This window comes from Metabacillus litoralis (assembly GCF_020524045.1).
Taxonomy (GTDB): Bacteria; Bacillota; Bacilli; order Bacillales; family Bacillaceae; genus Metabacillus; species Metabacillus litoralis_C.
The window spans coordinates 58,803-74,391 of sequence record NZ_JAIVKL010000002.1 but is presented as its reverse complement, the minus strand read 5'-3'; the positions used below and the strand labels follow the sequence as shown (position 1 = coordinate 74,391).

Genomic DNA, 15,589 nt, shown 5'->3' with positions numbered 1-15,589 from the left:
AGCTAAAGTTATTTATAAAATACTTCACTTCAAAAAAGGATGAAGCACCTAGGTAACTTCATCCTTTGAAACAGACAGAACTATAGTATTTTTCTTCCCATTTGTCCCAGTGCAAAATGAATGCCGTGCTGTAATGATTGGAAGCAATCAAACTTGGAAAAGTTAATGGCAGATTGGGAAATGATTAAGCTTAATTCAGGTGTAATACCAACGAGTATCGTTTTTGTTCCAATAAGTGAGGAAGCGGAACCGATATTTTCAATTAAACTAGCAGTGTGCTCACTCATATCCTTATCAAGTCCTGTTAAATCTAAGATAAGATAGTTCGCTTTATGTGAAGGCAAGTTATTTAATGTATTGGCTACAAGCTCTTCTGCTCGATCAATATCATATGTACCAATTAATGGGACGACAACAATTCCTTCTAAAACGGGAATGATTGGTGATGATAATTTTTTAATTAAATCTTTAAGTTCTTTTGTTTTTTCTAGAACAAGTTCTTCTAATTGTTGTATTTGTTCTGACTCTTTTTTTCTAGCAAGTTGATGTATATTTTGGGTAATTGTCACATCTGAGGGGAAATATTTTATGATCGTATGCTCACTGCCCTCAATTTGTTGATCAATTACTTCATACCATATACTCGTTCCAAATAATCCTGAAAAAATCCCTGCAAAATGGGCTGATAAAAAATTACTTCCATGTTGTTTTCCTTGTGCCACATTGATTTTATGTTCCCAGGTGTCCTTTAAGTGAGCAGTTAGCGTTTTTGTTTCATAGTTCAATTCTTTAATTTCTATTTGTCCCCAACCTGCTGTAGCATATGTACTCGTAATGGATTTAGCCGCTTCTTCAACACTTAAATCCTTCATTTTTTCAAAATATTCTCCGACAACTATACCTTGACGAAATCCAGATGTTTCAAACACTAAGCTTGATGCCTCAATTCCTGATATTTCTTCAATCGTATCAAAGAAGGATTTCATTGCCGTTGAGATCCAGAATAGAACAGCCTCTTGACCTTCAAATTGAAAGATTCCCTGCTTGACATCCCATTCAAATTGTAAGCCGTCTACATTAATTTTTGCTTCGTTACCCATTAAGTCCCCACCTTTATGTCTCTCTATTTTACCTATTCTATTATTATATGTATTAGCCGACTAAAAATCCATTACGACTCATATGAACATAATATCCGTTTCATTTATGTTCATGAATTCGATTCTTCGAAAGACTACAATGAGACCAAAAAAAATTACGGAAGTCATCTTATCTTATCACTTGTGGGATAATTTTGTTCATCTATTTTAATGAGTTTTGAGTGATAAAGCTAGTAGTTGGTTTTGTAATTCCCTTGGTGCTGTTAATGAAAACAACCCTTGAACTTGCAAGAATAGATCCATTTTTGACGAACTCTAAACCTATACTTGGAGTTATGTTGTTTTGGCATTATTAATTTATTTAGGCTCTTTTCTGAAACAATGTTGCTAATTCACCTAATTATGAAGTGGAAACATTGTTGCTAATTCACCTAATTATGAAGTGGAAACATTGTTGTTATAGAAAGTAGGTACTATCTTATGAAGAAAAGATATCACCCCTTTATTTATTATTAAAAACGTTCTAAGCAAACATTGAATATCCAACTTTTTGGTTGTGAGTGGAGGTAGGAGATAATAGATTAATAGATAAAAGGAAGGTGTAAATTGGATTTTTATGTCTTCTTATCCATTTCTCTGTATAATGAAAGAAAGTTACTTTAAGAAACACTTAAGCAATCTATTGTGGGGGTAGATAAAATGATTCGTAAGCTAAATAAAGAAGATCATGAATCAGTAATGGCACTTATTGGTCATAAACCAGCGGAGAATTTATTTTTAATAGGTGATATTGAAACATTTGGTTATCATTCTGACATACAAGATATTTGGGGTCAATTTAAAGACGATGAATTGATCGCTGTTTTATTAAGATATGACAAAAATTATATTCCGTTTAGTGAGCAACAATATGATGTGGAAGGTTTTGCCGAAATAATTAATCATGATTCTATGCAAGTTGAGGTAAGTGGACTAAAGCATATAATTGAACCTTTGCAACCATATATAAACAGAGGTGTTAGAAAATTTAGTGAAACTTATTATGCAAAATGTACTGGTTTAAGTTATGAGGTAGCTAAGGAGAAAATTAAAAAGGCATCTTATTTAATGCCGTCAGAATATCATGAGAATATTGAGATGTTACGTTCAATACCAGAATTTGCTTTAGGAAATTTTAGTATTGAATCAAGAGAACGTGCAGAAAAGTATAATTCTGGACGCACTTATATTGTTCGTAATGATGAAGGCACAATGGTCGCATCAGCATCTACAACAGCGGAAAATTCTCAATCTGCAATGATTGTTGGTGTAGGAACAAGACCTGGTTTTGAACGTAGAGGATTTGCAACTTTATGTATGGAAAGGCTTTGTAGTGAATTAATAGCTGAGGGAAAATCACTTTGCTTATTTTACGATAATCCTGCAGCAGGTAAAATTTATAAACGATTAGGATTTACTGACATAGGGATGTGGACAATGATTCGCTATGAAGGGTTACCATCTTAAAATAAAAAGATGAAAGAGTTGTTTAATCAAGAATAGAGGAGGAGGAAAGTACTTTGAAACGTTTGATTTCTTTAGGTCTTATCTACATCATTCTATTTACGATTATCGGCTGTTCCTCTAACCCAAAAGATGAAATTAATCACTCAGTTCTAGTTATTGAAGGAGAAAATAATTTAACTGGGAAGTTTGGTCATTTTGCTAGCAATGAATACTCTGTTATTAAAGTGGAACATATCACAAGTTTAGAAAAAGCAAATCAAAAATATCCTGATTACGACATTCAAAGAGCACCAGCAGTTTTTATTTTTGAAATTGGCGGAGAAATGAAGAAATTAAAGTTAAAAACATACGATGTTGAAGAAGCTATTAAATTTCTAGAGGAAAATAGTAGAAAAGAAATGGACCCAAAGGCAAAGGATCGCTAGTTTCAGTAAAGAACTTGGCGTGAATGATTCGTTTGACTAAATATCTCTGCTTTAACATAGATAAATAATATTAGAGGTGTGTTATGGGACAAAAAACGATATATAAAAGTAATAAAGGAAAAAAGGAAATTCTTCAACACTACGATCATTATATAAATTCTTTTAATTTTGAAGTTGAACGAGTTTATGTAAACACAAGGTATGGTAACACTCATGTACTTGTAGCAGGACCAAAGAATGGAAAACCTATATTCATATTTCAAGGTGGTAATTGTATAAACCCAATGACATTATCATGGTTTACTTCTTTGACAGAAAACTATAGAGTTTATGCTCCAGATACGATAGGTCATCCAGGGTATAGTGATGAACATAGGATTTCAGCAAAAGATCATAGTTTTGCTTATTGGATTGAGGAACTAATGAATTATTTTTCGATTAAAAGCTGTGCATTTGTTGGTCCATCATATGGAGCAGGAATTATTTTAAGATTAGCCACTTTTATGCCAGAGAAAATTGATTGTTCAATATTAGTTTCACCAGCAGGTTTACGTTTAGGCTCTAAAATGAAAATGATTAAGGAAATTTTAACTCCTTTAGTCCTTTTTAACATCACTTCATCAACAAAATATCTTGATAAAATCTCTGGGGTAATGTCTGATCATAGTATGAAGGAAAGAGATAAGAACATTATTGGAGATGTATTTAAGTATGTCAAATTAGAGCAAGACATGCCTAAGTTAACTAACAAGCACGAACTAGTAAAATACAAATCACCGACATTAGTTATAGCAGGAAAAAATGATGTTTTCTTCCCTGAAAGTAAAGTAAACACAGCAGCAAAAGAGATTATTCCAAATTTAAAAAAATGTATTACCTATGAAATGGGTCATTTTCCATCAGAAAGTCATTTAACAAAAATAAATAATGAGATTCAAGAATTTCTAAAATTACATTATTAATATTCTCTATTGATGAAAAATCTCTTAAAATAGCTTCTCTTAACAAAAATATAAAGTCATAGTAAGTAGGTGTTGTTGATGTCAAATCATGAAAAAGAAGAAGCACTAACTGGTGGAAATGTTTCTAACGTTTATCGTTCGGGAGAAACTGTAAGAAGAGAGATAAAAGCAGAAAGTTCTAACATACATAAACTATTAAAGCATTTGGAGAACAAAGGTTTTCATGCTGCACCAAAGTTTCTAGGTATTGATGAAAAAGAAAGAGAGATCCTATCATTTATTGATGGAGAAGCAGGTCATTATCCTTTAAAGAAATACATGTGGTCTGATGATGTTTTAATAGAAATTGCAAGAATGCTAAGTCTTTATCATGATTCTGTTCGGGATTTTTCATATAATGATAGTTGGCAATGTATTGATAACACGCCCGAACCATTTGAAGTTTTATGTCATAACGATTTTGCCCTGTATAATATCATTTTTAATGACGAAAAACCAATCGGTATCATTGATTTTGATGTGGCTGGACCTGGTCCTAGGCTTTGGGATATCGCATATACGCTTTATACTTGTATTCCTTTAAGTAGATTTTATCTTTCTGAAAAGGGTGAGAAAATTCATTATCATTCATTACAGCATGCCGATCGTATCAAACAAAGAGTTACCTTGTTTTTCGATTCTTACGGTGAAGGAATTGAAAAAGAGGATTATTTGAAAATGGTCCTTCTTCGATTAGAAGGGTTATGTAAAACCATGAAAAGGAAAGCTTTAGAAGGTGATCGTGCTTTTCAAAAAATGATAGATGAAGGACATCTGGAACACTATGAGAAGGATATAAAATTCATTCGGGAACATGGTAAAGAGTGGATGTAAAGATAGGTTTTTGAACGAAGCCCCTTAAAAGTAATATTTATAAATAGTAATGTAGTATTTTGGGGTGAAAAGTTAATATTAATCAATTGAATTGAAACTGGAGTGATGACTATGGAAATTAAAGTAGATGATTTATCTAGAAATGAAGTTGCAGCCTTAATCACCGAACACCTTCACAGTATGACTGAACATTCACCGCCTGAAAGTATACATGCGCTCGATTTATCTGAACTAAAAAAACCTACTATTACATTCTGGACTGCGTGGGAAGAGGAGGAGTTGTTAGGTTGTGGTGCTCTTAAAGAACTTGATTCTAAACATGCTGAAATCAAATCAATGCGCACTTCTTCGTCACACTTAAGAAAAGGAGTGGCGAAAAAAATGCTTCTTCATATAATTGAAGAAGCTAAACAACGCGGTTATAAAAGATTAAGTTTAGAAACTGGATCAATGGACGCCTTTGAGCCAGCTAAAAGATTATACATAAGTTCTGGGTTTCAATATTGCGAGCCTTTTTCAGATTATATTGAAGATCCTAACAGTGTGTTCATGAAAAAGGAATTGTAGAAAGATAAGAATAAATCATCTTGACTTCTTTTTTTATAAGGCACCCCTCACAAGACAGTTCTTGGATGGGTGCTTATTTTCACCATTAAACAATTCTTCAAATAGTGTGAAATGAAATGATGTTTAGATCTGCTAAGAAAGTATTTTATTTTTTATCGTGGTCGTATTTGTCGTGTAAAGAATATAAGTTTGCGTCTTCGTTTTAATGACAATTCTATCAGTCGTCCAATAAGGTGTGCCAATTCGAATCGCCTCTTTCTCTTCTCCTGCATATGTATCATCTAAACACACTTCAAGAATTTCTGATGTTGGAATTATAACCTTTGTTAACTGCCATTTAATAATAACTGTATCATTTGATTTTTTTACACTTATTCCTAACATAATTTCAACTCCACACGTTAAATAGTTTACTTCGTTTTCTATTAATACGAAAGTAAAATGAAAAAGTTCGGTTTATTGAATTTCTCATAACACGGATCTTTACTAAACGTTAACCTTTCACAAAACTGAGGAACAGTTCCCTCGGGTTAGTAGATTGAAAGTTATCCAGAAATAGTTTTTAGGGGGTTGGAAATTTATAGTCGGTATGGTAATATTACCCTTGTGTGATTTGGGTAATATCGATGAGGTGAAAATCTAGTCATCTACTATTTTGAACATTGACCAAACTTACTAGTAGAGTGAAGATATTAGCATCATAGAAAGAGAAAGAAAAAGAAGTAGCAATTTAAAATTTTAAATAAACTAGAGGTAGGTATGTATTTATGTCTGAAGCTGTTTTAAAAGTACAGTCCTTAAATAAAAAAATAGGAAAAACTGTTGTTGTTAATAATGTAGATTTTACGATTAACAAAAATGAGATATTTGGTCTTCTTGGTCCAAATGGAGCGGGGAAAACGACAATTATCCGAATGATTACTGGTCTTATTAATCGGACGGGTGGTTCTGTAAACATTAATGGCTATGATCTTGATAAAGATTTCGAAAAAGCTATGAGTCAACTAGGCGCGATTGTTGAAAATCCTGAATTCTATAAATATATGACAGGTAGAAAAAACCTTCTTCACTATGCTCGTATGTCATCAAGTAAGATTTCCCCTGAACGAATAGATGAAGTGGTGAAATTAGTAAAATTAGATCATGCCATTGACAAAAAAGTAAAAACCTACTCATTAGGTATGCGTCAAAGACTTGGTGTTGCACAAGCAATATTACATAAACCTGCTTTATTAATATTTGATGAACCAACTAATGGCTTAGATCCTCAAGGAATTCGTGAGTTTCGTGATCATTTAAAATTATTAGCTAGTGAAGGCGTAGGTGTTTTAATTTCTTCCCATCTTTTATCGGAAATGCAGTTAATGTGTGATCGATTTGCCATTATTGAAAAAGGACATCTCATTTATGATGAACAAAATGCTAAAGTAGAAGAAATTGCGGAAGCGATAAATGAAGTTGTTTTTACCGTCAATGATGTTGAAACAGCAGTGAACATTCTTAAAGATGAATTCACTACGTCTCCAATTTTGAAACAAGAACAGCATACGATTACTTTATCAGCTACACGAGAAGAAACAGCTGCAATAAATTGTCGTTTCATAAAAAATAATGTGGATGTTTACGAAATAAACGTGACAAAAAAATCACTCGAAGATAAATTCTTTGAAATCACTCAGCAAGAAATGAGGAAATCAGTATGATCTCTTTACTAAAAAATGAATGGATGAAAATATTTCAAAAGGTGTCTACCTATTTGTTCATCGTCTTTATATTAATTGCAGTAATCGGAACGGCATTTATTGAAATGAAGATAAATGGTGAAAATACAAATGAAAACTGGAAAGAAGAATTAACAACAAAAATACAAGAAAATCAGGAAACGATAAAAGACGAAAATATTGACGAAGCAGAAAAATCAATGCTGATGGAAGAAATTGCATATGACACACAATTTTTAGATGCTAATATGAATCCTAATTTAAGTACAAACTGGACATATATGGCAGATTGGACAACTTTATTAACATCGTTTATTACATTATTTGTTGTGATTGTATGTAGTTCATCAGTTTCGTCTGAATTTTCAGATGGCACGATAAAACAATTGCTAATAAGACCTTATAAGCGATGGAAAATATTATTATCTAAATATATTGTTTCCGTCATATATGCGGGGTTATTAATTCTCATATTACTAGCATCAAGCTTCTTAATAGGTACATTGCTGTTTGGTAATGGAGCATATTCTGATAAAATCATTGATCCATCATCCTTTGAATTTACACCTATCATAGTTGGAGATTATGTTGTTAATATGTTTGTTTATTGGATCCCAGGCTTCTTGGTTATCACAACATTAGCGTTTATGTTAAGCACTTTATTTAAAAATCAATCAATTGCAGTTGGTATATCTATATTTATCTTATTTGCTTCATCCACTCTGAATATACTCATTCAATCATTTGTTGAAAAATACCAATGGTTGAAATTTATTTTATTTCCACATCTTGATATTAGAGGCTATATCTCTGAATCTGCACCCATGTTTGAAGGTGCAACAATTGGGTTTTCACTATCAATCTTATCAGTTTACTTTGTTATATTTTTAACATTAACATTTTACTTTTTCCAAAAGAAAGATGTTTCTTATTAAAGATAGTAAATCATTCGTTAAAATCACACTCTAATAAAGAAATCCCTTTGGATGAAGAACATCATTCTAGAGGGATTGTTTTTTGTATAAATCAATGCCTAAGGGTTAAGTAGATTATGTTAAAATTAGGAATAAATGATAAAATGAGATCAAATAAATGACGCAATATAAATGAAATGTCTATATTTTTATTATTTTAAACAATTCAGAATGGAGCCTTTAAATGACCTGGCTTAAATTTAGTGGGTATCAACTCATATTATTTATCACAATTTTGTTTCTTAACTATTTTGCAGATTCCTACATGGGTAGTCCATTTAATCTTGTTGATTTATTGGTCATTTGTATAAGTATTCCTATCGTCATTTTTTTAGCAAGTATTATGGGAAGGTTATATAAAAATTTCAAGACAAGATTGCGTGTAAAGATCCTTTTGTCAGCTGCATCGTTTGTATTAGCAGTAATCATTATCGTATTAATAGATAATATTTGGTATGAAATGTTTGGGAAGTTGTTATTTGAGTAATAGACTCGGTTTCTGCTAGATAAGTATTAATTTTTAAGAAGCAATAAAATTTGATGGAGGATTATCATGTACAAAACAATTGCTTTGTCGATACTAGGAGTAATGATGTTGATGTTAGGTATATATTTGTCAACTCATTGGATAATCATCGGTACATTAATGAGTATTTTTGGTGGATTTGTAATGGGAGGTAGTAGTTACTTTTTTTAAAAAAATCACCAGAAATAATTAATTTAAACTAGCTGAAAAATTGGACGGCAAAAACCTTTTATTTTGATTAGTTAGGAGAAATTTTCATGAACATTATTACAATTGGTTCTTGGAGTGATGAAATTTGGCATGATATTAGTCCGATTTATTTCGAAGAGTTTGGAGATAAAGGAGCAAAGCCAGTTAAGGTAATTAAAAATATGCTGAATCAAAGAATTGCCGAGCTTCATGTGTGGTACAACAATACTGAAGCGGTAGGTATGGCGCTTACGGGGATTTTATCATCTAATCGTGTTATGATCATTGATTATTTAGCTATATCAGTGGACAAGCGTGGTCAAGGACTTGGTAAACAATTTGTTCATTACCTTAGAGAAAAAGCTAGTGCTGAAGGGTATCAAAAATTAATTGTTGAAACTGAGGCAGAAGAAACAGAAGAAAATAAAAGACGTATCCATTTTTGGAATTCGTATGGTTTTTTGTTAACAAAGTACGTTCATCAGTACATTTGGGTACCTGAGACTTACCATGCTATGTATATACCCCTCATTGCACATTCCAAAGAAATAACTGGCGAGGAGTTATTTATATATCTTAATACTTTTCACCGGCTTTCCTTTCGTGAATCTAAAAAATAAAGGTTTTATCAAGTTTTACATATAAAATTTATACCGATCGAGGTGAACGATCATGATTGAATTACTACTACTGTTTGTTTTATTGCTATTTACAGCGCTTGCTCGTTATCTTGTATTTGACGCATTTGAGCCATTATCGTTTGCGATGATTTTTTTGTTCCCGACTGCTGCTCTAGTTATTTTTCTAATTAGTAAAAAAATGGCTGATAAAGAACGTTCCTATTTTCCTAAAGATATTACTGGATGGTCTTTTTATACTATTCAAAAATCATTACTCATTAAAAAACCACTTTATGAAGGAACGATTCATAGAGGATACATCAAACGATATTTCCCTAACAAATGGCAATATGCCTTTGGTGATATTTTCGGTTGCAATTGGTATTTATGTTTAGATATTGAAATTGATCAAAATAAATATGATGTTCGCTGGTATCGTGAAAAATGGCTATCGAATCAAGATCAGTGGAGGATTTATAAAAATGGAAAACAAATAGGGAAAGCAGCTACACAAATTACCCTTAAAAACACATCGAAATTAAAAGAAGCCATTACATTTAAATTCAACGAGTCAGAATATACCTCCTCTGCATCAACTATTACATCTAAGATTTCATTAGCCGATAACGAAGAATTATATGCAACTTTAAGTCCAAATAATATTCTGAGTAACGTTAAAGTAATTGAGAGTAAACAATCTAATCAAGAGTATATTGTCGCTTTAATTTTACATTCTTATTATTTTAAAGATAAATAGAATGATAGAAGAATAGTCGATACGAGTGTAAAATAACAAGGTTTTATTGAGAACTTAGTTGCATTTTAAATAGTTTATGCGGAGGTTGATTTTCGCTACAGGATGCTCGCTTTCCGCAGGGAAAAATATTAAAAAGCCAAACTACCGGCTTTTTCAATGACCGATTTTTCCTTGGGCCGTGCGGTGAGCTTCCTCGGCGTAAACGCCTGTGGGATCTCACCTGTCCCGCTGCTCCTGCAGGAGTCTCGCACCTTTCGCTACAATCAACCTAAATAGTTTACATTTTAGTAACAAAGTAATTCAACATATTTGAAATACGTTAATAAGAAATTAAAAGGGAATTTAATAGTGAAACTAACTCAGTTTATTAGAAATAAAGGAATAACAACATAGTAATATCTCAATTAGTATTGATTTGATTTTTTTAATTGTAAATGTTAATACTTTTCTTAGCAAAGAATCATTATAGCAAATTCACTTGCGGCAGTTTCTTTTATAGGCTTCATGGTTTTATCAATATTTCTGTCAGGGGTTATATAAAAGGAAGGTCGCGTTAAAATAATAGGTTATGAAAGAAAGTGTAGAATGATAGGTGAGTACATGTGTCACTTATTTCTGAATGTGTACCGAGAAGGCTATAAAAGGAGGGATTATTTTTGGATACATCTATGGGAAATGTTTTAATTGCATTTTTATTACCGTTATTTATCATTTTAGCTTCAGTTTATTGGACGATAAAAGTTCATTATTCAAAAAAATTTCTTCCGACTATCATGCTTATTGTATTGGCCATTTTAGTTTTTATTATACCGTTACTGCTTGCTTTTTTTCATGTAATAGGTGGAGGTTTCAGTATTGGAATTTTAAGTGTTTATTTCTCTTTTACTCTTCTATTTGGTTCCCTTGTTAACTTTATAGTCATTTTAGCTATCAAGAAAAACAAAGTCTGCAAAATGTTGACAAACTCATTACTAATCTTGTTGCGGTGCAATTACCAAAAAGATAACTCCGCACCTCAAAAGACTTCGTGCCTCGAAGGTCGAGCGTTTTCAATCAGTCTGAATGGATTGAACGTATATTTTGTCTTATTAACTGAGACTGTTTAATTACTTGCTAATTAAATATATGCAACTATTCGTGATGTGCTTTGCTGAATAGCAGAAAAATGCTTTTTTAAGCTTGCTCTCATCGATTGTTTAAGGAATCCAGTATATTAGGTCGATCTTAAGAAATATTAAATATTCTTCTAAAAAAAGTTAATAAAACCAATAAAAGTGGCAAGAACACACCAATAGTTAAGTCATAAAAAGGCCAGATTGAACTCATTTGATTTATATACACAACGTTTGGTGAAATACTAATCGACAGGACAACCATAATCATTCCGAGCGGATATACAAATGGTCGGTAGTCTTTAAGATTTAATACTTGTGCTAAACCAAGACAAGTAAAATAAAAATAAATCGTAATTCTAAGAAATATCGTAATAAACCAAATACCTGCAAGGATCACTTCTACTCTTGAAAAAAAATGGCCAACATTAATTTTCTTCGCTAATGAATAACCAGGATACATATATCTTGATGTCTGTTCATATCCGAGAACAAGAATCGTTAAAGTTGTAAAAAGAACTAAAATAAGACCTCCAATTAGAGCTCCTCCAAAAAAGTGCTTTTTTACTTTAGCTTTTTCATTGATGTAGGGCAAAAACATCATAAATATAACAAGTTCAACAAAAGGGTAGGTAATGAATGTTAACGAAGCACGAGCAACAGGTTTAAAGCCATCTTCTAAAACTGGTTGAACATTTTCGAAATTGATTTGAGGAATTAAAGATATAACAAGAATGAAGAATAGCAGAAATACATATGGATATAAGATTTCTAAACATCGTGCAATATTCTCCAAACCAAGTCGGGTCGCCATAATGACAATTAGTGCAAATAAAATATGTATTGCTTCAATAGGTGTGTCGGGTAATATTTCAGTTGTTAAAAAATCTCCTACTTCCCTTAAAGCAACCGCTGCATATAAAAAAGAATAAGATAAATATAATAAAGAAATCAAACTTCCAATAACCTTTCCCATCACCTTTTTATTGTATTCAATTATGGTTAAATGAGGATAAAGTTTACTTACACCATATATGAAATAAACAATAAACATTCCAATAAATAAACTGAAAATAGCCGCTATCCATGCATCTTTTTTTGCTTCTGCTGCGATGATAGATGGTAAGATTAAAATGGCATCACCGACAATATAAATAATAAGTAATACTGTAAATTGATGAATACTAATTTGTTGTCTTCTATAATCCATCACTTTCTCCTTAACGATATTTTCCATGCTATCTATTGCTGAAACTATGAATAAATTTATCATTACCCCAAACGTATACTTTAATTCTTAATAAGGTCTGAGCATGTATTAATTTCTTGAAATTCCATTTAAATGTAGTTAGTAAGAATAATCTTGTTATTAAAACAAATAATAAAATTACATATAGCAAATATTGGTCTTTTAGATGAAAGAGTAAGGTGAGGGTTGATGCAACTTTTTAAAAGTTTTTTTAAAAAGCCAGAAAAAGATAATAAATCATTGGTTACAGATAATAAGGAAGAACGCATAAAAAAATTACTATATTCTTCTTTAAAGCAAAATATAAAGATTATTAATGAAGCGCTAGGTGAAAGTGATGATGTGATCATCAGAAAAGTAAAAGTAGGGCAAGAAGGAAATATATCTTCTGGAATAATATATATTGATGGCCTTGTTGATACCCAACAAATAAATGAATTTATAATAGAAACTTTAATGTTTGATTTTCACAATGATGCTTTTCATACATCTAAGAGTGATCTGTTAGGTTCTATTAAAGATTCAGCTGTTGCAGTAGGGAGTATTAAAGATTTAGAGGATTTTGAGAACTTGTATTCGTCTTTATTTTCCGGACATGTTATTCTCTTGATCGACGGAGTTACCAAGGGGCTCACTATAGGGATAAGTGGTGGGAATGATAGGAGCGTCACAGAACCTACTCAAGAATCTGTCGTAAGAGGACCTAAGGAAGGCTTTACGGAAACATTAAGAACGAATACCGCATTGATTCGTCGTAAAATTAATAGTCCAGATCTTTGGATAGAGACCAAAAAAATTGGAAGAGTTACACAAACACCTGTATCAATTATGTATATTAATGGGATTGTTAATGAAAAGGTCTTAAAAGAAGTAAGAGAACGCCTTAGTCAAATAAAGATAGATGGGATATTGGAAAGTAATTATATTGAAGAATCGATTCAAGATAAAACATTTTCTCCATTTCCTACGATGTATAATACTGAAAGACCTGATGTTGTTTCAGCAGGACTTTTGGAAGGTCGTGTAGCCATTTTAGTAAATGGAACACCTTTTGTCCTTTTAGTTCCTTCCCTGTTTATTGAGTTCTTTCATGCGGCTGAAGACCATTACGAACGGTGGGATTTTAGTACACTTATACGATTTCTCCGAATCATATGCTTTTTCATTGCTTTATTAGCTCCATCTTTTTTTGTCGCAATCACTACTTATCATCAAGAGATGATACCAACTCCACTTCTGATTAGTTTAGCTTCACAAAGGGAAGGTGTTCCTTTTCCCGCTTTTGTGGAAGCGATCTTAATGGAAGTAACCTTTGAGATTTTGAGAGAAGGTGGCATAAGAATGCCTAAGTCAGTTGGCCAAGCGATTTCAATAGTAGGTACGTTAGTTATTGGAACTGCAGCTGTTGAAGCAGGTTTTATATCTGCTGCAATGATTATAGTTGTGGCGATAACAGCCATTGCTAGTTTTGTTATCCCAGCTCACAATATGAGTATTTCAATTAGAATGCTCCGATTTTTATTTATGGGGCTAGCCGCATCCTTTGGATTATTTGGGATTACAGCAGCTTTTATTGCTCTAATTTTACATTTATGTAGTTTACGTTCATTTGGGATTCCATATATGAGTCCCTTCGGACCATTTATATTGCAAGATCAAAAGGATTCTCTATTTCGATTTCCACATTGGGGTTTAAAAACACGCCCTCGATTAATTAGTGAACAAAATATAAAGCGGAATCAAAGTCCCTCTCCAAAACCGCCAGATAAATAAAAAAGGGTGGAGTTTGTTATATGACTAGAAAATTGATCACATTGGTTATCTTAGTTATCTTAGTTTTGTTTATTTCAGGTTGCTGGAATCGTCGTGAATTAAACGAACTTGCAATAAGTGTTGGGGAGGGAATAGACATAGATGATGAAGGGAAATATCAGATTTCAACACAAATTGTCATACCTGGCGAAATCGCTTCAAAGACAAGCGGTGCGGCTTCAGGCTTACCGGTAAGAATATTTACTACAACTGAAGATACAGTTTTTGAAGCAATGCGCGAGTTAACAACAAAAAGTCCAAGACCAATATACCATTCTCATTTACGTGTTCTTGTCATAGGAGAATCTCTAGCAAAAGAAGGTATAGGTGAAGTGTTAGATATGTTTTCAAGAGATCATGAATATCGAAGTGATTTTTATATTGTTATCGCGAAAAATACAAGTGCTGAAAATATTTTATCTATATTAACTTCAATTGAGAAAATACCAGCAAATAACATGGTATCCTCTCTTGAAACTTCTGAAAAGACTTGGGCACCTACAGCTGCTATTACGTTAGATAAATTAATACAGGATTTGGTAACCGAAGGGAAAAATCCTGTATTGACAGGTATAGAGGTTATAGGCGAGCCTGCTGCTGGTCAAACAAAAAAAAATCTAGAAACGATTAAGCCAACAGCTTACTTAAAATATTCAGGATTAGCTGTTTTTAAGAGTGATAAAATGTTGGGTTGGCTGGATCAAGATGAAAGTAAAGGATATAACTTTATTATGAATAATGTAAAAAATACAGTAACAAATGTTAATTGTCCAAAAGAAGGAAAATTTAATTACGAGATTGTAAAGTCAAAAACCGAAGTAACGGGAAAAGTAGAAAATAATACACCCAAGATTGAGATCCAAATAAAGTCCGAAGGAAATGTTGGGGAAGTAAAGTGTGACATTGATTTAACAAAACAAAAAACAATTGAAGAATTAGAGAAATCAGTAGAAAAAGATTTGATGAATCTTGTGGAAATGACTATAAATAATGTACAAGAAGATTTTAGTACAGATGTTTTTGGGTTCGGTGATGCTATTCATAGAGCTAATGCTGAAGAATGGGAAAACCTGAAAAGTAACTGGAATGATAAACATTTTACTGACCTTGAAATCAATGTCAAAGCAGATATAAAGATTCGTCGTTTAGGTAAGATCGGGAATTCTATTACATCTGAAATAAAGGAGTAAAGCTTT

General features: G+C 32.2%; 17 protein-coding genes. 14 read left to right on the top strand and 3 right to left on the bottom strand.

Translation table 11 applies throughout. From position 1 onward, the window contains the following. Window positions 1-80: 80 nt before the first annotated feature. Window positions 81-1,100, bottom strand: coding sequence for an STAS domain-containing protein (locus LC076_RS03780; RefSeq protein ID WP_226666312.1), 1,020 nt, complete (start codon window positions 1,098-1,100; stop codon window positions 81-83). Between the two features lie 699 nt (window positions 1,101-1,799). On the opposite strand from LC076_RS03780, the gene LC076_RS03775 reads away from it, so the two are divergent. From LC076_RS03775 to LC076_RS03755, 5 genes are all read left to right on the top strand, one after another. Then, entirely contained in the window at window positions 1,800-2,606 is an 807-nt protein-coding gene (locus LC076_RS03775; protein ID WP_226666311.1) for a GNAT family N-acetyltransferase, read from the top strand. Window positions 2,607-2,659: 53 nt separating this feature from the next. Next, a complete protein-coding gene (locus LC076_RS03770; protein WP_226666310.1) occupies window positions 2,660-3,031 on the top strand; it encodes a hypothetical protein in 372 nt (123 codons plus the stop codon). Between the two features lie 83 nt (window positions 3,032-3,114). Then, window positions 3,115-3,993 (top strand): alpha/beta fold hydrolase, encoded by an 879-nt coding sequence (locus LC076_RS03765; RefSeq protein WP_226666308.1) that lies wholly within the window; start codon window positions 3,115-3,117, stop codon window positions 3,991-3,993. A 78-nt stretch (window positions 3,994-4,071) separates the two neighbouring features. Continuing rightward, entirely contained in the window at window positions 4,072-4,866 is a 795-nt protein-coding gene (locus tag LC076_RS03760; RefSeq protein WP_226666306.1) for a phosphotransferase, read from the top strand. Window positions 4,867-4,977: 111 nt separating this feature from the next. Beyond that, window positions 4,978-5,433 (top strand): GNAT family N-acetyltransferase, encoded by a 456-nt coding sequence (locus LC076_RS03755; protein ID WP_226666305.1) that lies wholly within the window; start codon window positions 4,978-4,980, stop codon window positions 5,431-5,433. Between the two features lie 132 nt (window positions 5,434-5,565). Here the strand turns inward: LC076_RS03755 and LC076_RS03750 are convergent, their stop codons facing one another. Beyond that, window positions 5,566-5,817 carry a hypothetical protein gene (locus tag LC076_RS03750; protein ID WP_226666302.1) on the bottom strand — a complete coding sequence of 84 codons (252 nt, stop codon included), beginning with the start codon at window positions 5,815-5,817 and terminating at the stop codon, window positions 5,566-5,568. Window positions 5,818-6,200: 383 nt separating this feature from the next. Here LC076_RS03750 and LC076_RS03745 point away from each other — a divergent pair, with 383 nt between their 5' ends. The 7 genes from LC076_RS03745 to LC076_RS03715 all read left to right on the top strand — a co-directional run bounded on the left by LC076_RS03745 (window position 6,201) and on the right by LC076_RS03715 (window position 11,326). Next, the gene (locus LC076_RS03745; protein ID WP_226666301.1) at window positions 6,201-7,136 is read left to right on the top strand and encodes an ABC transporter ATP-binding protein; all 936 of its coding nucleotides are present in this window, start codon (window positions 6,201-6,203) and stop codon (window positions 7,134-7,136) included. After that, a complete protein-coding gene (locus tag LC076_RS03740) occupies window positions 7,133-8,089 on the top strand; it encodes a DUF2705 family protein (protein ID WP_226666299.1) in 957 nt (318 codons plus the stop codon). The genes LC076_RS03745 and LC076_RS03740 overlap by 4 nt, the downstream gene beginning before the upstream one ends. Before the next feature lie 223 nt (window positions 8,090-8,312). Continuing rightward, window positions 8,313-8,615: a hypothetical protein gene (locus tag LC076_RS03735; RefSeq protein ID WP_226666298.1), complete on the top strand. Its 303-nt coding sequence runs from the start codon at window positions 8,313-8,315 to the stop codon at window positions 8,613-8,615. A gap of 66 nt (window positions 8,616-8,681) precedes the next feature. After that, window positions 8,682-8,825 carry a hypothetical protein gene (locus LC076_RS03730; RefSeq protein WP_226666296.1) on the top strand — a complete coding sequence of 48 codons (144 nt, stop codon included), beginning with the start codon at window positions 8,682-8,684 and terminating at the stop codon, window positions 8,823-8,825. A gap of 86 nt (window positions 8,826-8,911) precedes the next feature. Then, the gene (locus LC076_RS03725) at window positions 8,912-9,463 is read left to right on the top strand and encodes a GNAT family N-acetyltransferase (RefSeq protein WP_226666294.1); all 552 of its coding nucleotides are present in this window, start codon (window positions 8,912-8,914) and stop codon (window positions 9,461-9,463) included. Window positions 9,464-9,515: 52 nt separating this feature from the next. Further along, complete coding sequence (locus tag LC076_RS03720) at window positions 9,516-10,220, top strand: hypothetical protein (protein ID WP_226666293.1); 705 nt, start codon at window positions 9,516-9,518, stop codon at window positions 10,218-10,220. A 656-nt stretch (window positions 10,221-10,876) separates the two neighbouring features. After that, entirely contained in the window at window positions 10,877-11,326 is a 450-nt protein-coding gene (locus LC076_RS03715) for a hypothetical protein (RefSeq protein WP_226666290.1), read from the top strand. 118 nt (window positions 11,327-11,444) lie between these two features. Here LC076_RS03715 and LC076_RS03710 read toward each other — a convergent pair whose 3' ends face one another. Continuing rightward, window positions 11,445-12,542, bottom strand: a complete 1,098-nt coding sequence (locus tag LC076_RS03710) for a GerAB/ArcD/ProY family transporter (protein WP_226666288.1) — start codon at window positions 12,540-12,542, stop codon at window positions 11,445-11,447. A 228-nt stretch (window positions 12,543-12,770) separates the two neighbouring features. On the opposite strand from LC076_RS03710, the gene LC076_RS03705 reads away from it, so the two are divergent. After that, a complete protein-coding gene (locus LC076_RS03705; RefSeq protein WP_226666286.1) occupies window positions 12,771-14,354 on the top strand; it encodes a spore germination protein in 1,584 nt (527 codons plus the stop codon). A gap of 20 nt (window positions 14,355-14,374) precedes the next feature. Then, entirely contained in the window at window positions 14,375-15,583 is a 1,209-nt protein-coding gene (locus LC076_RS03700; RefSeq protein WP_226666285.1) for a Ger(x)C family spore germination protein, read from the top strand. Window positions 15,584-15,589: the final 6 nt, after the last annotated feature.